At 63.9% G+C, this 24,120-nt stretch carries 24 protein-coding genes, 1 tRNA gene and 1 pseudogene; 17 read left to right on the forward strand and 9 right to left on the reverse strand.

Going from position 1 to position 24,120, the window contains the following annotated elements; all coding sequences use genetic code 11:
• The first annotated feature begins 78 nt into the window (after nucleotides 1-78).
• Nucleotides 79-942 carry a bifunctional helix-turn-helix domain-containing protein/methylated-DNA--[protein]-cysteine S-methyltransferase gene (locus FIU89_RS00665; protein WP_152490824.1) on the forward strand — a complete coding sequence of 288 codons (864 nt, stop codon included), beginning with the start codon at nucleotides 79-81 and terminating at the stop codon, nucleotides 940-942.
• Between the two features lie 152 nt (nucleotides 943-1,094).
• Nucleotides 1,095-1,766: an OmpA family protein gene (locus tag FIU89_RS00670; protein WP_152490825.1), complete on the forward strand. Its 672-nt coding sequence runs from the start codon at nucleotides 1,095-1,097 to the stop codon at nucleotides 1,764-1,766.
• 93 nt (nucleotides 1,767-1,859) lie between these two features.
• Here the strand turns inward: FIU89_RS00670 and FIU89_RS00675 are convergent, their stop codons facing one another.
• Entirely contained in the window at nucleotides 1,860-3,245 is a 1,386-nt protein-coding gene (locus tag FIU89_RS00675; protein WP_152490826.1) for an aspartate aminotransferase family protein, read from the reverse strand.
• A 400-nt stretch (nucleotides 3,246-3,645) separates the two neighbouring features.
• Between FIU89_RS00675 and FIU89_RS00680 the strand changes: the two genes are divergently transcribed.
• The 4 genes from FIU89_RS00680 (at nucleotide 3,646) to FIU89_RS00695 (ending at nucleotide 8,107) form a co-directional block, all read left to right on the forward strand.
• Nucleotides 3,646-4,635 carry an ABC transporter substrate-binding protein gene (locus FIU89_RS00680; protein WP_152490827.1) on the forward strand — a complete coding sequence of 330 codons (990 nt, stop codon included), beginning with the start codon at nucleotides 3,646-3,648 and terminating at the stop codon, nucleotides 4,633-4,635.
• An 88-nt stretch (nucleotides 4,636-4,723) separates the two neighbouring features.
• The gene (locus FIU89_RS00685) at nucleotides 4,724-5,530 is read left to right on the forward strand and encodes a taurine ABC transporter ATP-binding protein (RefSeq protein WP_152490828.1); all 807 of its coding nucleotides are present in this window, start codon (nucleotides 4,724-4,726) and stop codon (nucleotides 5,528-5,530) included.
• On the forward strand, nucleotides 5,527-6,837 hold the full coding sequence (locus tag FIU89_RS00690) for an ABC transporter permease (protein ID WP_152490829.1): 1,311 nt from the start codon (nucleotides 5,527-5,529) through the stop codon (nucleotides 6,835-6,837). The genes FIU89_RS00685 and FIU89_RS00690 overlap by 4 nt, the downstream gene beginning before the upstream one ends.
• A gap of 109 nt (nucleotides 6,838-6,946) precedes the next feature.
• Nucleotides 6,947-8,107 carry a cation:proton antiporter gene (locus tag FIU89_RS00695; RefSeq protein WP_152490830.1) on the forward strand — a complete coding sequence of 387 codons (1,161 nt, stop codon included), beginning with the start codon at nucleotides 6,947-6,949 and terminating at the stop codon, nucleotides 8,105-8,107.
• Between the two features lie 56 nt (nucleotides 8,108-8,163).
• On the opposite strand, the gene FIU89_RS00700 is transcribed toward FIU89_RS00695, so the two are convergent.
• Nucleotides 8,164-8,607, reverse strand: a complete 444-nt coding sequence (locus FIU89_RS00700) for an Lrp/AsnC family transcriptional regulator (protein ID WP_172977980.1) — start codon at nucleotides 8,605-8,607, stop codon at nucleotides 8,164-8,166.
• A gap of 81 nt (nucleotides 8,608-8,688) precedes the next feature.
• On the opposite strand from FIU89_RS00700, the gene FIU89_RS00705 reads away from it, so the two are divergent.
• Together FIU89_RS00705 and FIU89_RS00710 are read left to right on the forward strand one after the other, a co-directional pair.
• Nucleotides 8,689-9,294 carry a LysE family translocator gene (locus tag FIU89_RS00705; protein WP_152490831.1) on the forward strand — a complete coding sequence of 202 codons (606 nt, stop codon included), beginning with the start codon at nucleotides 8,689-8,691 and terminating at the stop codon, nucleotides 9,292-9,294.
• A gap of 43 nt (nucleotides 9,295-9,337) precedes the next feature.
• Nucleotides 9,338-9,961, forward strand: coding sequence for a hypothetical protein (locus FIU89_RS00710; RefSeq protein WP_152490832.1), 624 nt, complete (start codon nucleotides 9,338-9,340; stop codon nucleotides 9,959-9,961).
• On the opposite strand, the gene FIU89_RS00715 is transcribed toward FIU89_RS00710, so the two are convergent.
• Nucleotides 9,958-10,485 (reverse strand): N-acetyltransferase, encoded by a 528-nt coding sequence (locus FIU89_RS00715; RefSeq protein WP_152490833.1) that lies wholly within the window; start codon nucleotides 10,483-10,485, stop codon nucleotides 9,958-9,960. The genes FIU89_RS00710 and FIU89_RS00715 overlap by 4 nt on opposite strands.
• Nucleotides 10,482-11,039 carry a helix-turn-helix domain-containing protein gene (locus FIU89_RS00720; protein ID WP_152490834.1) on the reverse strand — a complete coding sequence of 186 codons (558 nt, stop codon included), beginning with the start codon at nucleotides 11,037-11,039 and terminating at the stop codon, nucleotides 10,482-10,484. Before FIU89_RS00720 ends, FIU89_RS00715 begins: the two co-directional genes overlap by 4 nt.
• A 109-nt stretch (nucleotides 11,040-11,148) precedes the next feature.
• Between FIU89_RS00720 and FIU89_RS00725 the strand changes: the two genes are divergently transcribed.
• Complete coding sequence (locus tag FIU89_RS00725) at nucleotides 11,149-12,111, forward strand: acetyl-CoA carboxylase carboxyltransferase subunit alpha (RefSeq protein ID WP_152490835.1); 963 nt, start codon at nucleotides 11,149-11,151, stop codon at nucleotides 12,109-12,111.
• Here the strand turns inward: FIU89_RS00725 and FIU89_RS00730 are convergent.
• The 4 genes from FIU89_RS00730 to FIU89_RS00745 are packed head-to-tail and all read right to left on the reverse strand — an operon-like array spanning nucleotide 12,108 to nucleotide 14,678.
• Nucleotides 12,108-12,506, reverse strand: a complete 399-nt coding sequence (locus tag FIU89_RS00730) for a DUF4149 domain-containing protein (protein ID WP_152490836.1) — start codon at nucleotides 12,504-12,506, stop codon at nucleotides 12,108-12,110. The two genes, FIU89_RS00725 and FIU89_RS00730, sit on opposite strands and share 4 nt — an antisense overlap.
• Nucleotides 12,503-13,222, reverse strand: a complete 720-nt coding sequence (gene ubiG / locus FIU89_RS00735) for a bifunctional 2-polyprenyl-6-hydroxyphenol methylase/3-demethylubiquinol 3-O-methyltransferase UbiG (protein WP_152490837.1) — start codon at nucleotides 13,220-13,222, stop codon at nucleotides 12,503-12,505. The genes FIU89_RS00730 and ubiG overlap by 4 nt, the downstream gene beginning before the upstream one ends.
• 43 nt (nucleotides 13,223-13,265) lie before the next feature.
• Complete coding sequence (locus FIU89_RS00740) at nucleotides 13,266-13,943, reverse strand: GntR family transcriptional regulator (protein WP_057791516.1); 678 nt, start codon at nucleotides 13,941-13,943, stop codon at nucleotides 13,266-13,268.
• A 45-nt stretch (nucleotides 13,944-13,988) separates the two neighbouring features.
• Entirely contained in the window at nucleotides 13,989-14,678 is a 690-nt protein-coding gene (locus FIU89_RS00745) for a M48 family metallopeptidase (RefSeq protein ID WP_152490838.1), read from the reverse strand.
• 114 nt (nucleotides 14,679-14,792) lie between these two features.
• On the opposite strand from FIU89_RS00745, the gene FIU89_RS00750 reads away from it, so the two are divergent.
• The 6 genes and pseudogenes from FIU89_RS00750 (at nucleotide 14,793) to FIU89_RS00775 (ending at nucleotide 22,276) form a co-directional block, all read left to right on the forward strand.
• Complete coding sequence (locus tag FIU89_RS00750) at nucleotides 14,793-15,119, forward strand: TIGR02300 family protein (protein WP_152490839.1); 327 nt, start codon at nucleotides 14,793-14,795, stop codon at nucleotides 15,117-15,119.
• 95 nt (nucleotides 15,120-15,214) lie between these two features.
• A tRNA-Ala gene (locus tag FIU89_RS00755) sits at nucleotides 15,215-15,290 on the forward strand.
• A gap of 714 nt (nucleotides 15,291-16,004) precedes the next feature.
• Nucleotides 16,005-16,535, forward strand: a pseudogene (locus tag FIU89_RS00760) (transposase); the annotation flags it as partial.
• Between the two features lie 380 nt (nucleotides 16,536-16,915).
• Nucleotides 16,916-17,380: a DUF4112 domain-containing protein gene (locus FIU89_RS00765; RefSeq protein WP_254701755.1), complete on the forward strand. Its 465-nt coding sequence runs from the start codon at nucleotides 16,916-16,918 to the stop codon at nucleotides 17,378-17,380.
• A gap of 167 nt (nucleotides 17,381-17,547) precedes the next feature.
• Nucleotides 17,548-21,909: a chemotaxis protein CheB gene (locus FIU89_RS00770; protein WP_152490840.1), complete on the forward strand. Its 4,362-nt coding sequence runs from the start codon at nucleotides 17,548-17,550 to the stop codon at nucleotides 21,907-21,909.
• A gap of 22 nt (nucleotides 21,910-21,931) precedes the next feature.
• The gene (locus FIU89_RS00775; protein ID WP_152490841.1) at nucleotides 21,932-22,276 is read left to right on the forward strand and encodes a response regulator; all 345 of its coding nucleotides are present in this window, start codon (nucleotides 21,932-21,934) and stop codon (nucleotides 22,274-22,276) included.
• A 6-nt stretch (nucleotides 22,277-22,282) separates the two neighbouring features.
• Here FIU89_RS00775 and FIU89_RS00780 read toward each other — a convergent pair whose 3' ends face one another.
• Complete coding sequence (locus FIU89_RS00780) at nucleotides 22,283-22,684, reverse strand: response regulator (protein WP_152490842.1); 402 nt, start codon at nucleotides 22,682-22,684, stop codon at nucleotides 22,283-22,285.
• A gap of 410 nt (nucleotides 22,685-23,094) precedes the next feature.
• Between FIU89_RS00780 and msrB the strand changes: the two genes are divergently transcribed.
• Nucleotides 23,095-23,538, forward strand: coding sequence for a peptide-methionine (R)-S-oxide reductase MsrB (msrB, locus tag FIU89_RS00785; RefSeq protein ID WP_152490843.1), 444 nt, complete (start codon nucleotides 23,095-23,097; stop codon nucleotides 23,536-23,538).
• Complete coding sequence (gene msrA / locus FIU89_RS00790) at nucleotides 23,538-24,047, forward strand: peptide-methionine (S)-S-oxide reductase MsrA (protein WP_152490844.1); 510 nt, start codon at nucleotides 23,538-23,540, stop codon at nucleotides 24,045-24,047. Before msrB ends, msrA begins: the two co-directional genes overlap by 1 nt.
• Nucleotides 24,048-24,120 lie beyond the last annotated feature (73 nt).

Raw genomic sequence — 24,120 nt, forward strand, 5'->3', positions numbered from 1 at the left:
TTGGTCGGGATGCGCAACATTCGGGTCGCGGCGATGCGGGTGTGCGACTACATTCCGTATATCGAATGGAGAGCCGTCATGAGCGCCGAAATCAACACCGAAATCCGCGACGGGTATCATTTCAATGTCATGCGCCGGGCGATCGACCTGATCGACGCGGGCGGGCCGGGTGTGCGCCTGGCGGACCTTGCCCGCGACATGAACATGAGCCCCGCGCATTTCCAGCGGCTGTTCACGCAATGGGTGGGCGTGAGCCCCAAACGGTACCAGCAATACCTGGCGCTGGGCCAGGCCAAGGATCTGCTGGCCGGGCGGTTCACGACGCTGGACACCGCGCATGAGCTGGGTCTGTCGGGCACCGGGCGGCTGCATGACCTGTTCCTGCGGTGGGAGGCTATGAGCCCGGGCGAGTTTGCGCGGCGGGGCGAGGGGCTGAAGATCACGTGGGGGTGGTTCGACAGCCCCTTCGGACTGGCGCTGGTGATGGGCACCGAGAAGGGCATCTGCGGCATCGGGTTTGCCAGCGAAACGGGCGAGGAGGCGGCGATGGGGGACATGATCTCGCGCTGGCCGAACGCGGAATTCGTGGAGGACCCGATGATGCTGCGCCCGTGGGTGTTGCAGGCCTTCGGCGCGGGCGACCAGACGGCAGAAAAAGTGCCGCTCTACATGATCGGGGCGCCGTTCCAGATCAAGGTTTGGGAGGCCTTGATGCAGATCCCGTCGGGCCACGTGACGACCTATTCGGAAATCGCGCAGGCCATCGGAAACCCGAGGGCCGTGCGCGCCGTGGGCACCGCTGTGGGGCGCAACCCGGTGAGTTTCCTGATCCCGTGCCACAGGGCGCTGCGCAAGTCGGGCGGGCTTGGCGGGTATCACTGGGGTCTGCCTGTCAAACGCGCGATCCTGGCATGGGAAAGTGCGCGGGCCGAGGCCGGGTGAGCGCATTTTCTGCCGCCGCCGGGCGGCGGGCGCGGCGGTTCTGCGCGGATCGCCGCCGGTTTCCCCGTAAAAAACGCTTGGGCCTTGGTCGTAAATTGCTTAGAATCGATGTCAGACCCGGCAAACGGGCGCTTGGAACATGAGGCATCAGGATGAGCATTTCACAAAAAACAGTCACCCTTATTGCGGGTTTGTCGATGTTGGGGGCCACGGCCTGCACCAGCCCGGCCTACCTTGACGACACCGCTGTCGACCGCAACCAGAAGGCCAAGCAGGGTGCGCTGCTGGGCGGCCTGATCGGGGCGGGCGCGGGCGCGCTTGTCGCCGACAAGAAGGTCAAGGGCGCGCTGATTGGCGGCGCTGTCGGCGCGGCGGGCGGTGCCGTGGCCGGCAACATGCTGGACCGGCAGGAAGCCGAGCTTCGCAACAACATCGGCAATGACAATGTCGATATCCAGAACACCGGCGACCGCCTGATCGTGACGTTGCCGCAGGATATTCTGTTCGACGTGGACAGCGCGGCGGTACGTCCGGGCCTGCGCAGCGACCTGTCTGCGGTGGCGCAGAACCTGCAGGATTACCCCGACAGTCGGGTGCAGATCGTCGGCCACACGGACAATTCCGGCGGGGCCGAGCACAACCAGGCGCTGTCCGAGCGGCGCGCCAATGCCGTGGCGGACGTGCTGATGAACGGTGGCGTGGCCTTCAGCCGGATCGACGCGTTCGGTCGCGGCGAGGACGCGCCGGTGGCGTCGAACCTGACCGAGGATGGCAAGGCGCAGAACCGCCGCGTCGAGATCGTGATCCTGCCCAACGCGGCGTGACGCCGGCGCAGATTATTCTGCGAATAATCTGGTCCTGAAACAAAGCGCCCCGCCGGAGGACCCGGCGGGGCGTTTGCGTTGCAAGGCTTGCGTTCAGCCGAAGACGCGGCCCAGGGCCTCATCGACCGAGGCGACGATCTGGTCGATGTCGTCCTTGGTCGAAATCAGCGCGGGAGAGAAACACAGCGTGTTGTTGAAGCCCGGGATCGAGCGGTTCGTCACGCCGATGATCGTGCCCTGCGCCATGCAGTCGGCGACGACGGCCTGGGCCTGTTTCTCGGGCACAGGCTCTTTGCTGGCGCGGTCGGAGACCAGCTCGGCGCCGAGGAAGAGGCCCTTGCCACGCACCTGCCCGATGACGGCGTGCTTGTCGGCCAGAGCGTTCAGCTGGTCCGTCATGTAGTCGCCCATCTTCGTGGTGTTCTCGAGCAGGCCTTCTTCTTCGATGATGGCGACGTTTTCCAGCGCGGCGGCGGGGCCGGCGGTGCAGCCACCGAAGGTCGAGATGTCGCGGAAGTAGTTGAGCGGATCCTCTACATCGTCCTTGAACATGTCGAAGACCTTTTCGTTCGTCACGCAGCAGGCAATGGCGGCATAGCCCGAGGCGACGCCCTTGGCCATGGTCACGAAATCGGGCTCGACTCCGTAATGCTGGTATCCGAACCAATGGGTGCCGGTGCGGCCCACGCCGCAGACGACCTCGTCAATATGCAGCAGGATGTCGTACTTGCGGCAGATCTCCTGCACGCGGGGCCAGTAGCCTTCGGGCGGGGTGATGACACCGCCGCCGGCGGTGACAGGTTCAAGGCAAAGCGCGCCGACGGTGTCCGGGCCTTCGGCAAGGATTACTTCCTCGATCGCGTTGGCCGCGGCGATGCCGTACTCCTCGCCGGTCAGGTCCCACTGGGCGCGATACTCCAGGCAGTGCGGCACACGCACGAAACCGGGCGCGAAGGGGCCGTATTGCGCGTTGCGCTCGTCCTGGCCGCCCGCCGACATAGTGCCGATGGTGGAGCCGTGGTAGTCGCGCTCGCGGTAGAGGATCTTGTACTTCTTGCCGCCATAGCGCTTGTGCGCGATCTGGCGGACCATCTTGAAGGCTTTCTCGTTCGCCTCGGACCCGGAGTTGGTGAAATAGACCCGGCTCATGCCCGGCATCTTGGAAATCAGCTTTTCCGAGAAGAGCGCGCCGGGGATCGAGCCGGCGGATCCGGCAAAATAGGGCAGCTTGATCAGCTGGTCGCGGATGGCGTTGGCGATGCGCTCGCGGCCATAGCCGACGTTCACCGTCCAGACCCCGCCCGAGACGGCGTCGATATGTTCCTTACCGTGCTGGTCCCAGACGCGCATGCCCTTGCCCTCGACGATGATCTTGGGGGCGCCGGTCTGGAACGGCTGGTGTTGAACCAGGTGGTGCCAGACATGAGCGCGGTCGGCGTCCACGACTTTGTCGATATCATTCAGCAGGTTGCCATCCATCTCAAACTCCATCAAGTCAGGCCCGGCGCGGCGGCCGGGGGCGCGTAGGTGCACGTGCGTGCGATTGCCGTATAATCAGCCTTGAAACCGCGACTGTCGATAGGGCCAGGTGGGGTCATTGTTTAAGTCCAGGAAATTGTGCTTTGCGTCCAGAGTGATGGCGATTTCGTGCTATTCTGCTGATTTCTGAGACAGTTTTCCCGAAACTTCGGTTCGGAAAGGTGGAAGAAGTGCCTCCAGCCAGACAAAATCATTGATCGGAATCGTAAATTCGGCTCGGATGAGGCCGCATCTGCCATCGGGGGCAGCGTGGCGATATGGTTTCTGCCGTGCGGCTCACGACGCCCCCGCAAGGATGGCGCAACGAAAAAGAAACGACACTCCAGGGAGATAAGGAAAAATGACACTCAAGTCGAAATTCATGGCCGCCACCACCGGCGCGGCGCTTCTGGCCGGGGCATCCGCTTCGGCGCAGGACATCACGGTCGGTTACTTCCTCGAATGGCCGATGCCATTCCAGTATGCCAAGGCCGAAGGCATGTATGACGAGGCGATGGGCATGACCGTGAACTGGGTCAGCTTCGACACCGGCACGGCGATGAGCGCCGCGATGGCCTCGGGCGACGTGCAGTTGAGCGTGAGTCAGGGCGTGCCGCCCTTCGTGGTGGCCACCAGCGCCGGCCAGGACCTTCAGATCGTCGACGTGGCGGTGTCCTATTCGGACAACGACAACTGCGTCGTGTCGGCGGCGCTGGAAATCGACAAGGACAGCGCGGGCGAACTGGCCGGCAAGAAGGTCGCCGTGCCGCTTGGCACCGCGGCGCATTACGGCTTTCTGAAGCAGATGGACCATTTCGGCGTGTCGCTGGACAGCCTGACGGTCGTCGACATGGCCCCCGCCGAAGGGCAGGCCGCGCTGGCGCAGGGTGCCGTCGACATGGCGTGTGGCTGGGGCGGTGCGCTGCGCCGCATGAAGGAAAGCGGCAACGTCCTGCTGTCAGGCGCCGAGAAGGAAGAGCTGGGCATCCTTGTGTTCGACGTGACATCGGGCCCGGCATCGTTCATCGCCGAGAACCCGGACGTGGTGTCGAGCTTTCTCAAGGTGACGGCGGACGCCAACGCCATGTGGGCGGACGAGGCCAACCACGACAAGATGCTACCGGTGATCGCCGAAGATGCGGGCATGTCCGAAGAAGACACGATGGCCACCATCGAAACCTTCGTCTTTCCGCCGGTCGACGAGCAACTGACCGAGAAGTGGCTGGGCGGCGGCGCGCAGGAATTCATGCTGGGTGTCGCGAACGTCTTTGTGGAATCTGGTTCGATCGACGCGGCCAAGGCCTCTTACGAGACGAACGTGAACACCGGCCCGCTGGAAGCGGTGCAATAAGGCGGTTCGCAAAGGACAGACCGCGGGCCGCACAGTTGGCCCGCGGCTCCCGATACCACTACAAAATCTCGAAACGAAGGGGGCAGGCATGTCGACATTGAAGATCGACAATATTTCCATGCGCTTCGATCTGCCGAATGGCGGCCATGTGCAGGCGCTCAAGGACGTCTCGCTGGAGTTGCAGAGCGGCGAGTTGATGAGCGTGCTGGGGCCGTCAGGCTGTGGCAAGACCACGCTTTTGAACATCGTGGCGGGGTTTCTGGCGCCGACCGAGGGCAAGATCACGCTGAACGATCACAAGGTGACCGGCCCCGATGCGGAACGCGGCATGGTGTTTCAGCAAGGCGCGCTGTTCGAATGGATGAGCGTGCGCGACAACGTGAGCTTCGGCCCCCGGATGAAAGGCGAGAGCAAGTCCAAGTACATGCCGACGGTCAACCACCTGCTGGATGTGGTCGGCCTGAAGGATTTCAAGGAAAAGGCGATTTACGAGCTGTCGGGCGGGATGCAGCAGCGCGTGGCGCTGGCGCGGTGCCTGGCCAACGACCCCGACGTGATCCTGATGGACGAGCCGCTGGGCGCACTGGATGCGCTGACGCGCGAAAAGATGCAGGGGCTTGTGCTGAAGCTGTGGAAGGAAACCGGCAAGACGATCATCCTGATCACCCACTCGGTGGAAGAGGCGCTGCTGTTGGGCGAGCGGCTCTTGGTGATGGCGCCGCGGCCGGGGCGCATCCACAAGGAATACCGCCTGCCCTTTGCCGACCTGGGCGTGGGCAAGGATCTGCGCGAGGTGAAGAAACATCCCGAGTTTTCTGAGCGTCGCGAAGAGATTCTCGAGATGATCTGGAACATGGAAGAAGAGATCATGGGCCGGGTGGAGGAAAGCGCATGACCGGGTTCATCGTTCTCGCGCTTTATGTCGCCGCGTTCTTTGTCGCGTATCTCGCGGTTTCGGCGCTGTACCGGGCGTTTTTTGCGCGGGCCGATTTCACTGCGCTGAAGACGGTCACCTTTGGCGATGAAAGCGCCGTGCGCCCGAACCGGGCGGCCAGTGTGCTGTCGGTGATCACGATCTTCCTGCTGTGGGTGGCCTTTACCAATTCGAGCCTGCCGTTGCCGCAGGCCTCGTCGCCGTATCTGGGTGAGGTCACGTTCACCTATACCTCCACGTTGCCGGACGGACGGGCGGACGATGCCGAGGTAACGGTGCTGGTCTACCGCGAGGATATCAGCCAGACGGTGGATGCCGAGGGCAATCCGGGCCGCATCCCGGCCGCGCCCGAGGTGGAGCCGGGCGACGGGTTTGCCAAGAACGACAGCATCGTGGTGCCGCGATACGGCTACAAGGTGATCAATGTCCTGGGCAATGACGAACTGGGCCGGAGCGACGATGCGGTCGTGACCGCGCTCAATGGCACCGAGGTGCAGGCGGGCGAGATGATCCAGTTGCCCGAGGGCACGGTGGGGCTGACCGACAAGGGCACGCCGACCTTCTCGCCCTCGACCGGCAACCGCATGCAGCGGCTTTACCTGCCCGCGCCCGAGGTCACGGTGGACAGGTTCTTTGAGCTGAACGAGGAAGGATATCGCAACTACACGCTTTGGCAGCATACGTGGATCTCGCTGCAGCGGGTTCTGCTGGGCTTTTTCTTCGGCGCGCTGGTGGGGATACCCCTGGGCTATGCGATGGGGCTGACCAACTGGGCCCGTGGCTGGTTCGACCCGATCGTGGAGTTCATGCGGCCGGTGCCGCCGCTTGCGCTGATCCCGCTGATGATCATCTGGTTCGGCATCGGCGAGCAGTCCAAGGTGATCCTGCTGTTCCTGGCGGCGCTCTGGATCATGGCGATTGCGGCGCGGGCCGGCGTGTCGGGCGTGGCGATTTCCAAGGTCCACGCGGCCTATTCGCTGGGCGCGAGCAAGTTGCAAGTGCTGACCAAGGTGATCATTCCCAACAGCCTGCCGGAGATTTTCACCGGTGCACGGGTGGCCATGGGGGTCTGCTGGGGCACGGTGGTGGCCGCCGAACTGGTAGCCGCCGAGCGGGGCCTTGGCATGATGATCATGGTCGCGTCGAAGTTCCAGCTGACCGATATCGTGATCGTCGGGATCATCCTGATCGGAATCATCGGGTTCCTGATCGACGTGGGCATCCGGATGCTGGAAAAATGGCTGGTGCCCTGGAAGGGGCGCGTCTGACGGCCAGGAATACCGCGAAACGCCCGGCCACCCGTGCCGGGCGTTTTTCGTGGTGGTGAGTTGATGCCGATCAAGGAAACCTGCGCTTGCAACCGGGCAGGGTGAGGCCATGGAAATCGCGGAACTTCTAATGGCGTTGGGTGTGCTGTTCCTGGCCGGGCTGGCGGCGGACCAGGCGGGCCGGTTCACGCGCCTGCCTCGGGTGACGATGCTGTTGCTTCTGGGGCTTGTTGCCGGACAGGCCGGGCTGGACCTGATCCCGGGCGACCTGATCGCATGGTTCGAGATCCTGTCGATCGTGGCGTTGACGATGGTCGCCTTCCTGCTGGGAGGGACGCTGACACGCGAGACGCTGGCGCGGCACGGGCGGGCGATCCTGATGTTGTCGGTGGCCATCGCGGGCGGGACCGCGCTGGTGGTGGCGGGCGGTCTGACAGCAATCGGAGTGGACTGGCGCCTGGCGCTGGTGCTGGGGGCGATCGCCACGGCGACCGACCCCGCGGCGATGACCGACGTGATCCGGCAGGCGGGTGTGAAGATTGGGTTCACCGAGACGTTGAAGGGGATCGTCGCCATAGACGATGTCTGGGGCCTGATCCTGTTCAGCCTGGTCCTGTCGCTGGTGTCGCAATCCAGCGGCCTGGGCGAGATGCTGGCGGGCGCGGCGCATGACATCCTGGGCGGCGTCGCGCTGGGCGTGGCGCTGGGCCTGCCGGCGGCGCTGTTGACCGGACGGCTGACGCCGGGAGAGCCGCAGCAGGCCGAGGCGATCGGGATCGTGTTCCTGACCGCGGGGCTGGCCCTGTGGCTGGAGGTGTCGTTCCTGATCGCGGGGATGACGGCCGGGGCCGTGGTGGTGAACTTTGCGCAGCACCACGAACGGGCCTTCCACGAGATCGAACACGTGCAGTGGCCGTTCATGATCCTGTTCTTCCTGTTGGCGGGGGCGACGCTGGAGGTGGAGGCCCTGAAGGCGCTGGGCTGGGCCGGGGTGCTTTACCTTGGCCTGCGAATGCTGGCCCGTGTCCTGGGCAGTTTTGCCGGCGGCTGGCTGGCCGGGGCCAGCGCGGCGGAGCGGCGGTGGTACGGCCCTGCGCTGTTGCCGCAGGCGGGTGTTGCTGTGGGCATCGCGCTGGTCGCGGGCGAGGCGCTGCCCGACTGGTCGGGCACGATCATGGCGCTGACCATCGCCAGCACGGTGGTGTTCGAGATCGTGGGCCCGCCGCTGACCCTGCTGGCGATCCGGCGGGTGGCCCGGCAGGACGGTTAAAGCGTTTCGCAATAAAACTGATGTGCAGCTTGCCCGCGAGACGCAGGTGAAAAGCTTCAGGCGCGCATGTCCTTGGGTGAGCCCATCACCACGAAAGAGGTGATCGCGTTGACCTGCGGCAGGGTGCCGATGACATCGGTGTGGAACGCCTTGTAGGCGGGCAGATCGGCGACCTCGATACGCAGAAGGTATTCGACCGAGCCGGTGATGTTGTGGCACTCCACCACCTCGGGTGCCGCGGCCATGGCGCGTTCGAAGGCGACCTGGCTGTCCTTTGTGTGGGAGTTCAGGCCGACCGTGGCATAGGCGATGAAGCCGACGCCCAGCTTGGAGCGGTCGAGCACGGCGCGGAAGCCGGTGATGATGCCGCGGCGTTCGAGATCCTGCACCCGCCGCAGGCAGGCGGAGGGGGACAGGCCGACTCGTTCGGCGAGATCGAGGTTGCTGATCCGGCCGTCCCGCTGGAGTGCGTGCAATATTTTGTCGTTTATATGATCCATGGGTGCGATTAATTGCACAAAAGAGATTTTTGCGCAAAGGAACGCAATTTCACTGCGCTACTTACGCCATATGTTGCGTTCATGACGTTCCAGCTACTGATCCTCCTTACCGGCTTTGCTTTCACAACGGTGATCACGCCGGGGCCCAACAACCTGATGCTGATGGCCTCGGGCGCGAATTTCGGTTTTCGCCGGACCGTGCCGCACATGCTGGGCATCACGCTGGGATTTCCCTGCATGATCGTACTGGTGGGGCTGGGAGTTATGCAGCTGTTCGACCTGTGGCCGCCGGCCTATACGATCTTAATGGTGCTGAGCGTTGCGTATCTGCTGTACCTGGCGTGGAAGATCGCCAATGCCGCCCCGCCGAGGGAGGCCGAGACGGAAGGCAAGCCGCTGACCTTTCTGCAATCGGCCGCTTTCCAGTGGGTCAACCCGAAGGCGTGGAGCATGGCGCTGTCGGCGATCACGCTTTACGCAACGAGCCGGGACCTTGGCGCGGTCTTGTGGGTGGCCGGGGTCTATGTGGTCGTGTCGGTCGTCAGCACCACAAGCTGGACGGTTCTGGGCCAGCAGATGCGCCGCTTTCTGAACAGCCCGAAACGGTTGCGGGTATTCAACAGGGTGATGGCGGCCTTGCTGGTTCTGACGCTGGTCTTGGTGTTGGCACAGCAGGGCGCGGGATAGTCCGGACTTGCGCCGTGCCGGGTATGCTGCGATGACGGCGGGCATGACGGTTACCTTGCTTCATACGGCCGAAGTGCACCGGTCGCGGTTCGATGATTTGCGTGACCAGATTTCACCGGACGCGGAGTTACGCCACGTGGTGCGACCGCGTTGGTTGCAGCGGGCGCAGGACGGCAGCGCAGCGGCGCTGGAGGAAGAGATCGCAGGCGTCGTTGCGCGGGCGCAGGGGCCGGTGCTGTGTACTTGCACGACGCTGGGGCCGGTGGCCGAGAGCGCAGGAGCGATGCGCGTGGACTGGCCGATGATGCGGGCGGCGGCGCACGCCCAAGGGCCGGTTCTGATGGCGTTCTGTCTGGAGAGTACCTATGCGCCCAGCCTTGCCCTTTTGGAGCGGGCGCTGGCCGAGGGCGGCACGCCGCAGAAGGTTTATCCCCTGCCGATGCCGCAATACTGGCCGCTGTTCGAGGCGGGCGAGACGGACGCCTTTGAGGCCGTGATCGCCGGCGAGGTGCGGCAGGCCGTGGCCGCGCAGGGCGACGTGGCGGTGGTGGTGTTGGCGCAAGCCTCGATGGCGGGCGCGGCGGCGCGGCTGGAGGATCTGGGTGTACCCGTCCTGAGCTCGCCGGAGTTGGCGCTGCGAGCGGTGCTGGACGTGGCGGGCGGCTAAAGCCGTTTGAACATGTAGGTTGTGGAATGCAGCGTGCGCCCGTCGGGATCGAGGGCGAAGTCGGGGATGATGCCCGCCACCTCGAAACCCACGGACGCGTAAAGCGATTGCGAGACGTCGCCGCTGCGGGTGTCGAGGGTGACGTTGGTCTTGCCCAGGGTGCGGGCGTGGTCCAGCGCGGCGGAAAGCAGCATACGCCCCAGGCCGCGGCGGCGGGCGATGGGATGGACCATCATCTTGGCGATCTCGGCCCGGTGCGGCTGGTTTTGGGGCATGGCGGTGATCAGCTGGACCGTTCCGGCAAGCGTGTCGCCAAGGTGGGCGGCGAACAGGCTGCGGGCGTTGGCCGTCACATGCGGAAAGACATTGTCGCGCCAGAAGGCGCTGGCCGTCTCGGGGGCGAGCGGGTGCAGAAAGCTGACGGCGGCGCCATCGGCCACAGTGTCGATCAGCAGGCGGGCGAGGTCATCGAGGTTTTGCTGTAGCGCGGGGCCGGTCAGCGCGGTAATCCGGGGCGCGGTCATGCGAGCGCCAGAAGGTAGCGGGCGCCGTCCGGTCCGGCGCGAAATTCCGAGACGCCGTGAAGGCGGTAGCGCAGACAGTCGCCGGGCCCGAGGCTGTGGGTCCCGCCGTCGACGGTGATGTGCAACGTCCCTTCCAGCAGCACGAAATGATGTTCGTGGCCCGGCACACTGGGGTGGTCGTAGGAAATGTGCGCGTCGGGTTCCAGCGTGGCCTCGACCAGTTCGATTTGCAGATCGGCGCTGGGAGGTGAGACGTTGCGGCGGTGAAAGCCGTGGCTGGCATCGTGGTAGACCGGCTGGGCATCGCGAGGCACCAGCGCCTGAAAGCGGCTTTCCAGCGGCGAGATCAGATGCGAGATCGGCAGGCGCAGGGCGGTCGAGAGCTTGGCGAGCGTGTCGGCCGTGGGGCTGACCTCGCCATTTTCGATCCGCGAGAGGCTGGCGCGGCTGATGGTGCTGGCGGCGGCCAGATCCGCGAGCGTGAGGTTGCGCGACTGGCGCAGGTCGCGGATGTGTCTGGCCAGCGGGGGCGGTGTGGCGAGCGATGATTCCATAAATGGGAATAAATTCCACTTTCGGGATTCGCGCAAGCCGGAACTTGCGAAGTCTGTTGAACCCTCCGGCCATTTCCATATATCCCGTTGGCCAAACAGGAGCATGGGCATGACCAATTACCTCGACTTTGAGAAATCCCTCGCGGAAATCGAAGGCAAGGCCGAAGAGCTGCGGGCGATGGCGCGGACGACCGAGGGCATGGATGTCGAGGACGAGGCCGGGGCGCTGGACCGCAAGGCGGCCACCATGCTGACCGACCTTTACAAGGACCTGACGCCGTGGCGGAAATGCCAGGTGGCGCGGCACCCGAACCGGCCCCATTGCAAGGATTACATCGAGGCCCTGTTCGAGGAATACACGCCGCTGGCCGGTGACCGGAATTTCGCCGACGACCAAGCGGTGATGGGCGGTCTGGCCCGGTTCCGCGACACCCCGGTGGTGGTGATCGGCCACGAGAAAGGCAACGACACCAAGTCCCGGATCGAGCGGAATTTCGGCATGGCGCGGCCCGAGGGCTATCGCAAGGCGATCCGGCTGATGGACATGGCGGACCGTTTCGATCTGCCGGTCATCACGCTGGTCGACACGCCCGGCGCCTATCCCGGCAAGGGGGCAGAGGAGCGCGGGCAGAGCGAGGCGATTGCGCGCGCGACCGAGATGTGCCTGAAGGCCGGTGTGCCGCTGGTCAGCGTGATCATCGGCGAAGGCGGATCGGGGGGGGCGGTCGCCTTTGCCTCGGCCAACCGGGTGGCGATGCTGGAGCATTCCGTCTACTCGGTCATCAGCCCCGAGGGCTGCGCCAGCATCCTGTGGAAGGATTCCGAGAAGATGCGCGAGGCGGCCGAAGCGCTGCGCCTGACCGCGCAGGACCTGATCAAGCTGGGTGTGATCGACCGCGTGATTGACGAGCCCAAGGGCGGGGCGCATCGCGATCCGACGGGGGCGATGGCCTCGGTCGGAGATGCGATCGGGTCTATGCTCGGCGGGCTGAAGGACCTGTCGCGCGAAGAACTGGTCCGCGACCGGCGCGAGAAGTTCCTGAAGATGGGGGCGAAGGGGCTGGCCGCCTAAAGGGTGACTCCCAGCCGTATGAGCGCCCAGGCCGCGCCCGCGATATGGGCCAGCGTGATCATCACCGACGCAAGGTGCAGCAACTTGAACCGCTTTGAGTGCCCGGCATCGGTCGCGGCGTTGATCCGCGGCATCAGGGACTGGCGCGCATAGAGCGTGGTGAGCGCTATGACCACGAGAATTGCCATGGACAGCAGGTCGGCGAAGGCCGCGCAGAGGGCGGCAAGGCCGGACGTGCCCAGCACGAACAGGTAGAAATGCGGAAAGGCGCGGCGGATCAGCGGGCGCGCCGTTTCTTCCGGCAGGGCGCGCAGGACGAAGGCGGCGAAGCCGAAGGAATAGAGTGTCATGCCGCCGAACAGCAGCGCGGTCAGAAGCAGGGCGAGGATCGTCATGTGACCTTCTCCGGTTTTCGTGCGGTGCCGATATAGATCACCTGTCTGAACGGCAGCACGCCGAAAGTGAAGTCCAGCTTTCGATTCAGGCCGGTGGGGCCGAGACCGGCCATCTTGCCGGGGGTCAGCCCGGCCTGTCGCAGCCCGTCCTCCAGCTCGCCGGGCTTGATGTACATCGCGGGATCGTGGGTGCCCTTGGGCAAGAGGCCAAGCAGGTCCTCGGCCACGGTGATGGTGGCCAGCCGGGCGACGACATTGCGGTTGATCGTGTCGTAGAAGAACAGACCGCCGGGTTTCAGGACGCGGGCGACCCCTTGCAGGACCTGCTCCAGGTCCGAGACATGCTCCAGCACGTCGACGCAGACGACCGCATCGAAGGCCGCATCGTCATAGGGCAGCGCCTCGCCCATGCCGGTGTCATAGCGGATGTCGAGGCCCGATTGCGCGGCATGGCTGCGGGCCGCGGCGATGGCCTCTTTCGCGGGGTCGATGCCGGTGACCTGCGCGCCGCGCTGCGCCATTGCCTCGGCCATGAAACCGCCCGCGCAACCAAGGTCGAGCACGCGTTTACCCGCCCAGTCGAAATGCCGGTCAAAGAATTTCAGGCGGGCGGGCACGAGGTTCTTGAGCGTGCGCACCCAGCGCAACTCGTCCGACCACCACGCTGTGGCGGCGGCGTCGTAAATCTCTTGCTTGTTGCGGGTGTTCGCAGTCATGGGCCGGAGATAGGCCGGCGAGCGCGGGCATCCAGAGGCGTCGTCAGGCCAGCAGCATCTTCAGCCCCTGCGTCACGTCCGAGCGCACGGCGAGGCGCAGGCCCGGCTCGTCCCCGGCCTTGAGCGCCGAGATGATCAGGCGGTGATAGCGCGGCGGTTCCTTTTGTTGCAGCTTGCCGTAGAGCGCGCGCATGGTGGGGCCCAGTTGCAGCCAGACGGTCTCGGCCATGGCCAACATCGCGGGGGCCTGGGCGCGCAGGTAGAGCGTGCGGTGGAATTCGAGGTTCGAGCGGATGTAGCCGACCGCGTCCTGGTGGGCGATGTGATCGGTGATCCGAGCGTTGATGGATTGCAGGCGGTCGATCAGGGCCATGTGTGCGCGGGGCAGGGCGCGGCTGGCCAGTTCGACCTCGATCAGGGCGCGCAGGGCGGCCAACTCCTCGATCCGTTCATTGCCAAGCTCGGGCGCGGCAAGGCGGCCCGAGCTGCTGACCGTCAGGGCGCCCTCGGCGGAGAGACGGCGCACGGCCTCGCGGGCGGGGGTCATCGAAACGTTGTACTCGGCACCGACGCCGCGCAGGGTCAGGGCCTGTCCGGGGCGCAGCTCGCCATGCATGATGCGGCTGCGAAGACCGCGATAAACGCGATCATGGGCCGACCCGGTCGGGGCGGTGCCGGGGGCCGGGACAAGCCCGGCTTCGGAACGCGGCGGAAAGTTCATGGCGCATTTGTGATCACGGATTGGTCCGCGGTCAATCCCGTCGCATCACTCGAAGCGGTAGCGATGCAGTTCCGCGCCGTTTTCCCGCAGCCAGCGGCGGGGGGCCTCATAGCCGGGGCAAAGCCGTGCGACGATCTCCCAGAAGGCGCGCGAATGGTTCATCTCGACAAGATGCGCGATCTCGTGGGCGGCGACGTAATCGAGCACCTCGCGCGGGGCGAGGATCAGTCGCCAGGAATACATGAGCCCGGCATCATGGGTGCAGGACCCCCAGCGCGAACGGGTGTCACGCAGGGTGAGGCGGGCGTATGAGCGGCCGATCGCCCTTGCGTGATGATCCGAAGCGGCGGCAAGCTGGTCGCGGGCGCGTGCCTTGAGCCAGGCCTGGACGCGGCGTGGCGCGGTCTCGGGCGGGGCGGGCACCATCAGCGTGTCGCCGCTCAGTTGGATGCGGCGGCCCGAGCCGGGGGTGATATGGCGCAGGCGGCCCTCTACGGGCAGGTCCGAGCCGATTCGCACCTCGGTCATGTCCGGCTGGCGCGAGAGCTGCGCGCGCAGCCACGCGGCCTTTTCGTTGGCGAATTCCAACGCGGTGCGCTCGGCCACGCCGGGGGGCATGGTCAGCGTCACGCGCCCGTCAACGCCCGACACCCTAAGCGAAATCCGCCGCGCCCGCGCCGAGCGGCGCAGGGTCACATCGACCGGGGGGTTGCCGGGCAGAACATAATGCCCCATATGCCGCTCACCTCTTGCAGCGCCGCGCCGCACTTTATGCCTTTGACACCTGATACGTCTTATGGCAGGGGACGTCGAATGCCTGCAAGTCCACAGACACCGAAGGGGATAAGGATGCCCAAGGAAGAATGGGGTGTGAAGCGCGTATGCCCGACGACGGGCAAACGGTTTTACGACCTGAACAAAGATCCGATCGTCAGCCCGTACACGGGCGAGGTCGTAGAGATGCATTCCGGCAAGAGCCGGTCGATCACCGCGGATGCGGAAGACGCCGAGACCAAGAAGATGAAGGGTAACGAGGTCGACGACGAGGTCATCGAGGATGATGACGACGATGTCGATGTCGACCTGGGCGATGATGTTCTGGAAGACGACGACGATGACGACAACGTCTCGCTGGACGAGATCGCGGACGTTGCGTCGGACGACGACGAAAGCTGAACCAAGTTGCGAGAGGGCGGGATTTTCCACTTGATCCCGCCTGCCGCTTTACCTAGAAGGCGGCAAATGACGGTCCGGCGACGGACCATCGGTTTGGGGCCTTAGCTCAGCTGGGAGAGCGCCTGCATGGCATGCAGGAGGTCAGCGGTTCGATCCCGCTAGGCTCCACCAAAATCCTTCTGAACAGCACCAAATAGGTCTGCCTTTTCCGTCAGAAGCGTTGCCTCTGACAGGGCGACCTACGCCGAAGCGGTCATTCCCTGCGATGGTCGTGAGCGTCGGCAGTGCGGACCTTTCCGCCGTTCACAACGGAGGCGAGCGTCAGCCCCTGGGGTGGCGATCCGACGGCAATTCTGAAGCACTTTATGCCTGCGAAATACATCCTCGGAAGGGTCGTTGCGCCCGGCCTCAGACAAATCGCCAGCCCGAGGGAGGGGCTGACGATGGCCGGGCAGCTTCGCGGCTGTTAACCGGCCGGGTGCTCGATACCAGTGTCTAGCAACGGACTCGGACCGGACATATAAGACGTTTGATCTACAGCCCCGGCGCGGAAACGGGCCGCAGGCCCCGCGCCATCGCCGGGCCGCCCCCACGGCCCGGCGATTGGGTGAAGCTTGGTGCATCACTCGATCCTGTTTCGGATTTGGCCTGGATAAAGTGCTGCCGAACCACCGTCGGATCGCCGCGCCGCGGCCCGTCGATGGCGCTCGGAGATATAGATCATACGTGTCCGCGAAGGGCTTATTCTGTTGAAAAACTCTCGCTTGATCGGTGGGCATCACGCTGCTTCAATTCCGCCAATGGGTGGGAGGAACGGCGATGATGGGACCGAGGCAGGAGGCGCAGCCGGCACTGTTCCACGATTTCTCCTTGGAGGATCACGTCATGGTTGACCGCAAGATCGCCCCGCACATTCCGGTCTTCGACAAGTCCGGGCGCAACGGTGGAACATGGACCCGCGCCGACTTCGAGTGGGATGCCGAGAACAATCAATACATCTGCCCGGAAGGCCATGAACTGAAGCAGTTTCGCCGAAACTATTCCGACCCGAGCCGGAGGCCGACAGGCAAGGGCGTCGCCAAATGCCGTGGCCTGAAGCTCACCTGCCAGGCTTGCCCCTCGAAGCCTCGCTGCTGCCCTAACATGGACTTCCGATCCATCACCCGTGAGGAACACGAAGACGCCTGCCAAATCGCCCGGGATATCGCGAAGACCAAGCAATATGAGATCTCGATGAAGCTGAGGAAGAAGGTCGAGATGCTCTTCGCGCACCTGAAGCGCATCCTCGGACCGGGACGGCTCCGATTACGCGGCCCATGTGGCGCAAACGACGAATTCCTCCTCGCCGCCACCGCCCAGAACCTCAGGAAACTGGCCAAGATGCTTCCCGCACCGCAGCAAACGCGAAAAGCCTGATCAGAAAGGCACTCGCACGCTCTTCAGGGCGCGACTTTCTGCGCAAGCAACACGCTGTTTTTCCACAGAATCGGCGGAGAGCCGACAGTCGCTGCACGATGTCTGAACGGCAGCTTCCAGCGCTGAGGAATGCCACGTGGCCCGTGAGAGGCATACCTTTCTAACGAGAGAGGCAACTTTGGCGCGGAGCCGACCTTCCGCATTCCTGTTTTCGAACGATACTGCCCCGCCCGAGAGGCAGGACCTCGTGACCCGGCCACCTCCTGAAACGTACTGTCTGGAGTATCGCCCGTAAGCGCTGGAACAACTGCGGTCTTCCGCAAGTTGATCGGGTGATAGTGCCGCGCCGCGACGAGTGTGGCGACGAAAGGAATGTTGCGATGCCTCAAGGGTCCGAGCCGGGTGGTGACAGGGGAACGGCAACGTCGCCTGCGCAATCGCGTCACACGCCCGGCGAGATGCATGCGGATCGTGAGCGACGCCTCGCCCGGCTGGAGCGGATGGCGAACACGCTGGACACGAAATTCCGGCTGCCGCTCGTCGGTATCCCGGTGGGGTGGGATTCGATCCTGGGGCTTGTGCCCGGCATCGGTGATCTGGTGACTGTCGGGCCGGGGGCCTGGACGATCATCGAAGGTCATCGTCTTGGTGCTCGCAAGCGCGCTCTGGCTCGGATGACGCTCAATACCGGCATTGACGCCGTACTGGGCGGCATTCCCCTGATTGGCGACGCATTCGACGTTTTCTTCAAATCTCACCGCCGGAACGTCGCCTTGTTGCGGCGCGACCTGGCCGAGCGCGATCTGGTTCATCACGGCGAATCGAAGGACGCGGTCCACGCTTGACGGCATTTTGACCGGGTGGGGGCGACGGCTCTGCGGGTTCGGGCTGTTCGCCTGGATGCGCGGACTGGAGAGAACGATGCGGGGGTGACTCGAGCGCCATCCGGCTGCATAAATTGGGACGGGTGCAAGATTACGGCAAAGGTGCGGTGCTGCGGTCAGGAGAACGGATGCCAGCCAAGAAGGATTTTCCAATCGTGGGCATCGGCGCGTCTGCTGGCGGGCTGGAGGCGTACAAGAACCTGCTGCGCTCCATGCCGGACGACACCGGCGCGGCCTTTATCCTGATCCAGCATCTCGATCCCAATCATCCCAGCATGATGGCAGACCTGCTGGCACGGCAAACCAAGATGACAGTGGTGCAGGCCGAGAACGAGATGCGCCTGGCGCCGAACACCGTCTACGTGATTCCGCCCGGCAAATTCATCCGGCTTCTGGATCAAGGTCTGATCCTCGACGAGCCGGTCGAAAAGCGCGGCATGCGGATGGCGATCGACTATTTCTTTCGGTCGCTGGCCGAGGGACGTGGCGAAAAGTCGATCGGTATCGTTCTTTCGGGCACCGGAAGCGACGGCACGCTGGGCCTGCGCGAGATCAAGGCCGCGGGCGGCATGGTGATGGTGCAGGACCCCGAAGAAGCCGAGCACGACGGCATGCCGCGCAGCGCAGCCAATACCGGGCTAGTCGATTTCCTTCTTCCAGTCGCGGAAATGCCCGACCGGCTGGCGCAGTTCATCAAGCATCCCTACCTGCGCGAACCGCGGGAAGAGGAGGCGGGGCTGGCCAAGGCCGCGCCGGATGGATTCAACGAGGTGCTGCACCTCTTGCGCACGCAGACCGATTTCGATTTTCGGTGCTACAAGAAAGGCACGGTCGAACGGCGTATCCAGCGCCGCATGGGGCTGGGGCAGTTCGAAACGCTGTCAGGTTACGTTGCGCACATGCGCGACAACAGCGAAGAGGTGCATCACCTGTTCCGTGATCTGCTGATCGGCGTGACCCGCTTTTTCCGGGAGCCTGAAGTCTGGGACGCGTTGGCCGACCGGGTGATCGAACCGATGCTGGACCGCAAGAAAAAGGATGACGTGATCCGCGCCTGGGTGCCGGGCTGCGCCAGCGGGGAAGAAGCCTATACGTTGGCGGCGACCCTGTTTGCCCGCATGGACCGCCGGCGGGCGGCGCATCCGGTACAGATCTTTGCAACCGACCTGAACGCGCGGGCCATCGAAGTTGCCCGCGCCGGGCGCTATCCGCTGGCGGCGCTGCCGGATATCCCGGAAAGGATACGGCAGAGCTTTGTCGTCGAGGAAGACGAGTGGTTCATGGTCAACAAGCGCCTGCGCGAAACTGTCGTTTTTGCCACGCAGAACGTGATCTCCGACCCGCCGTTCTCGCGGCTGGACATCATCACGTGCCGCAACCTGATGATCTATCTGGAATCGGATGTGCAACAGCGCATGATCGAGATGTTTCATTTCGCACTCGGCGACGAGGGGCACCTGCTGCTTGGCAATTCGGAGAATGCCGAACGTCCCGGCCGCCTGTTCGTGCCGGTAGACAAGGCCAACCGGATTTACCGCAAAACGGTCAGCGCGCGCGTGCGGCCCGGAAAATTCGCCATTGCGGCGGGCGGCAAGCGCCAGCAATCGAGGCCCGCGGCAAAGGAAACCTCCTATGCGACGGTTTCGGACCTTGCGCGCCGCAGGTTGATGGACCGTTTCGTGCCGGCGTCTGTCGTGGTCAACATGCGGCTCGAGGTGCTGTATTTCCATGGGCCGGTGCGGGAATACCTGGATTTTCCGGCCGGCGAGCCGACCAGCATCCTGACGGAAATGATCTTGCCGGAAATGCGCAGCAAGCTGCGCTTCGTGATACACGCTCTGCAATCGGGCCAGGCCGACGCAGAGGCCGAGGCGCTCAGGGTGCCGCGTGGCGATCGAGAGCTGAACGTGCGGATCAACGGGGAACGGGTCGACGCGCTGGACCGGGATCCGGCCTACCTGATCCATTTCCATGACGCGTCGGAACCGCGCGATGCGACCGCGGGCCAGGCTGCGCGCGAGAAGGCGCGCGAAGAGGCCGATCCCGAAGAACGCGATGCGGTGGCGGCGCTGGAATACGAATTGCAATCGACCCGCGAGGATCTGCAATCGACCATCGAGGAGATGGAAACCTCGAACGAAGAGCTGAAGGCCTCGAACGAAGAGGTCATGAGCATGAACGAGGAGCTTCAGTCCACCAACGAGGAACTGGAGACGTCCCGGGAGGAATTGCAGTCGCTGAACGAGGAGTTGTCGACGGTCAACAGTCAACTCGAAGACAAGATCGAGGAACTCGAGCAGACCAACAACGACCTGAACAACCTGCTGACCTCGATCGATATCGGGGTGATCTTCCTGGATACCAATCTGCTGATCCGCCGATTCACCCCGGCGATGAAGGACGTGATGCGCATCATCGACGGCGATATCGGGCGTCCGGCGGAAGATATCGCGATGCGGGTGCATGACAGCAAGCTGATCGAAGACGCGCAAACCTGCCTGGAGAAGCTGACCGAGATAGAGGCGGAGATCAGCACGGACGACGGGCACCACAGGATCCGCCGCATGCGCCCCTACCGCACCTCGGAGAACCAGATACAGGGTGTCGTGATCACCTATACGGATGTCACAAACCTGCAGAATGCGCGCGCGGCCGCACGCCGGCGCGAGGCCCAGCAGCAGGCCGTGGCCGAGCTGGGCCGTGCGGCGCTGGCAGGGGGGGAGCTTCAGGCCATCTTCGACATGGCGGTGCGCGATTTGTCGGAACACATGGGCGTAAGGTTCACGAAGGTGCTGGAGCTTGACCCGGACGGTCTGAACCTGACCCTGCGCTCTGGCGTCGGCTGGACCCATGCGACCATCGGGTCATCCAAGGTGGGGTCGGGGATCGAAAGCCAGGCGGGGTATACGCTGCAACAGCGCGGCCCGGTCGTGGTCAACGATTTCCGCGAGGAACGGCGGTTTTCTGCGCCCCGCCTGCTGAAGGATCATCACATCCTGTGCGGCGTGAGCGTGATCATCGGCCCCACGGATGCCCCCTGGGGCGTTCTGGGGGTGCACGAGGACAATCCGTCCCGAAGCCGTTTCGACACGGATGACATCAATTACCTGCAGGCCACGGCCAACGTGTTGTGGCTCGTGATCTCGCGGGGGCGTGCGTTGAAGCGCATCGATGAAGAACGATGGCAGCTGCGCAACATGGCTGACAGCCTGCCGATCCTGTTTGCCGTGATAAACGCCGACCAGCGGTACGAGTTCGTCAACAGCGGTTACGCATTCTGGGGGGCCTCGCCGGACGAGATCGAGGGACAACGCGTTTCCGACCTGGTAAATCCCGAGGCTTACGAGGCGGTCGCCCCGCATATCGCCGCAGCGTTGCAAGGCCAGGACCAGACGTTCGAGGTCAGGATCGGCCCCGGAGCCGACGCGGAAAAACGCGATGTCCTGGTCAGTTACGCGCCCCGCCGCGATACCGACGGCAACGTGACAGGGTTCTATTCCGCCGCGCTGGACGTTTCTGAGCGCAAGCAGCTGGAGCGCGATCTTGCGGAGCGGTTCGACCAATACCGCACGCTTGGCGAGTCCATCCCCTTTGGGGTCTGGATCAACGATCCCGATGGCCAGCTGACCTATGTCAGTCCGGCCTTTCTGAAGCTTGTCGGGAAAACGATGGAACAAGCGCGGTCGGACGGGCTGATCGACTGCATCGATCCCGCGATGCGCGAAGAGATCGAAGAGTTGTGGCGCAAGACCCTAGCAAGCGGCGAGCCGTGGGAGCGGGAAATTCGTATCATCGGGGCGGATGGCAAGCTGTATCACACCTTGGCACTGGGCCGGCCGATCTGCGATCCCGATGGCCGGATCACCTCCTGGGTCGGTTTGAACCTGGACATCACCGAGCGCAAGGCCGAGGCGGATCGGCTGCGGGTCATCTCGGCGGAACTGGACCATCGGGTGAAGAACATCCTTGCGACGGTTTCGACGATCACGCGCATGACCGGGCGGTCCTCGAACACGCTGGAGGACTATCGCGATGCGCTTCAGGCACGGATCCGGGCGATGGCCGCGGCGCACAGGCAACTGGCCGATGCCAACTGGCAAGGGATGCCGCTGGAACAACTGATCGAGACGGAGATCGACCCGTATCGCGCCAACCGCAACGACTCGATCGTCATGCACGGCCCCTATGTGCAATTGCCGCCCCGCCTGGTGCAGACCCTGGCGCTGGCATTTCACGAGTTGACCACGAATTCGAGCAAGTACGGCGCCCTGTCGCAGGACGAGGGCCAGCTTGATATCAACTGGAAAACCGATGACGGTCTGGAAATAGAATGGATCGAAACAGGCCTGTCCGGCGTTACACCACCGTCCTCATCGGGTTTCGGCACCACGTTGTTGACCCGAATTCTTGCAGCCCAGGGAGCTGACGTAACAATGGACTATCCCGATACCGGCATTCGTGTCAGGATATCGCTAGCCAATTTGGCGTGAGATCGCGTCAGGAGGGACCGCGATGAAGGTTCTCGTACTTGAAGACGATCCCCTTTTGCAGATTGATCTCGCAGAGGTCCTGGAAATCATGGGGCACGAGGTGGTCGGCCCCTTCAGCGAGGAAGACCCGGCCATGCGGTCGTGCGATGCGTCCCTTCCGGATGCAGCGTTCGTCGACTACAACCTTGGCAAGGACCGCAACAGTTCCGACTTTGCGCGGCGGCTGTTTCGGGACGGTGTAAATTTCGCGTTCCTGACGGCCCATGGACGCCAGCATCTGCCATCCGACCTGCACGAGGTTCTGGTGATCGAGAAGCCTTACACCGAAGCGGATCTGGAGAAGTTCCTGGGCGCCGTGCGGAATTGAGGCGGGTCAGGCGAGAGCGCTGTTCGAGCGTTTGAAACGACCAAGCGCCTCGATCACCGTCTGTGCAGGCTCGGTCTTGTCGATCGTGATCACCGATGGATCCAGATCCCGGATACGCCGCTGCTCATCCAGGATGCCGCTGTAAACGACGGTGGAAACGCCGCGTGACTGCAGTATCGCAAGCAGGCGCCTGCCTTCCGGCTCGTTGGGAAACGGACCTTTGAAGGAATTGCCGAGATCCAGGTCGAGAATGCAGTAATCGAAGGACCGCGCGTTGATGGCGGCAAGCGCGTCTTCGTAGCTGCACGCGCTTTTCAGTGACTGGCAGCCGGCATCGCTCAGAGCGACCTCCAGCCCGACACAGATCACCGGGTCGTCCTCGACGACAAGGACCGAAGACAGTGCCATCACATTCCTCAATTTTTTCTGCGCGCGCAGTGTAACATATCAGTAGAAGGGCCTGGAAACAACGTGCAATGCACGTCGTGCGCGGAGCATCGCCGTAGCCATACGCGTTCTGCGGCGAGAGGGGGCATGGGACGGGCCCTACAGAAACTGCTGCAACAGAATTTGAGTCGCGCGGTCGGGAGGCAGAAACTGGGTGTGGGTTGGTGCGCCACCGGGCTGGTCACGGGTCCTTTGGACGTGGGCCGGTCTGAAGCTGTCGCATGTCCGGGTGTGCATGGCCTGATCCTTTCGCAATCATGACCATGGGTCGCGGAGAGGTTTGTTTCGGTTCAATCACGGTCCCGCGTCCGGGGCTTGCAAAGCGGGCGACACAGGCCATTTTTCTTAAGGACGCAAAAACGGGGGTATCCATGACCTACCAGAAAACAGAAGACGCCGTGGCGCGGCTGACGCCGGAGCAGTACCGCGTGACGCAGGAGAACGGCACCGAGCGGCCCTTCACCGGCGAATACAACGACAACAAGGCGGCGGGCATCTACGTCGACATCGTCTCTGGCGAGCCGCTGTTCGCCTCGTCCGACAAGTTCGAGAGCGGCTGCGGCTGGCCCAGTTTCACCAAGCCGATCGAACCCGCCCACGTGACCGAGCTGCGAGACGCCTCGCTTGGCATGGTCCGCACCGAGGTGCGCAGCGCCCATGGCGACAGCCATCTCGGCCACGTCTTTCCCGACGGGCCGCAGGACCGCGGCGGCCTGCGATACTGCATCAACTCGGCCTCGCTGCGGTTCATCCCGCGTGACGAGATGGAGGCCGAAGGCTATGGTGACTACCTGGATCAAGTGGAGGACGTGTAATGGCTGAGGAACGCGCAGTGCTGGCCGGCGGATGCTTCTGGGGCATGCAGGAGCTGATCCGCAAGATGCCCGGCGTGGGCAAGACCCGTGTCGGCTACACCGGGGGCGACGTGCCCAACGCCACCTATCGCAACCACGGCACCCATGCCGAGGGGATCGAGATCTGGTTCGACCCTGACAAGATCAGCTATCGGCAGATCCTGGAGTTCTTCTTCCAGATCCACGACCCGACCACGCTGAACCGGCAGGGCAACGACATGGGCATGAGCTATCGTTCGGCGATCTACTATGTGAACGACGCGCAAAAGGCCGTGGCCGAGGACACGATTGCGGATGTGAACGCCTCGGGCCTGTGGCCCGGCAAGGTCGTGACCGAGGTCGAGCCCGTGGGCGATTTCTGGGAGGCCGAGGCCGAACACCAGGATTACCTTGTGCGGTTTCCGGCCGGATACACCTGCCATTTCCCGCGCCCCGACTGGGTGCTGCCGCGGCGCGACGCGGCGGAATAGGGCGGCGCCGACACTCTGACGAACTGCCATTCAGGGCCGTCCCATGCGGGGCGGCTCTTTTGATTTGCTACAA

It is taken from the genome of Roseovarius sp. THAF27 (assembly GCF_009363655.1).
Taxonomy (GTDB): domain Bacteria; phylum Pseudomonadota; class Alphaproteobacteria; order Rhodobacterales; family Rhodobacteraceae; genus Roseovarius.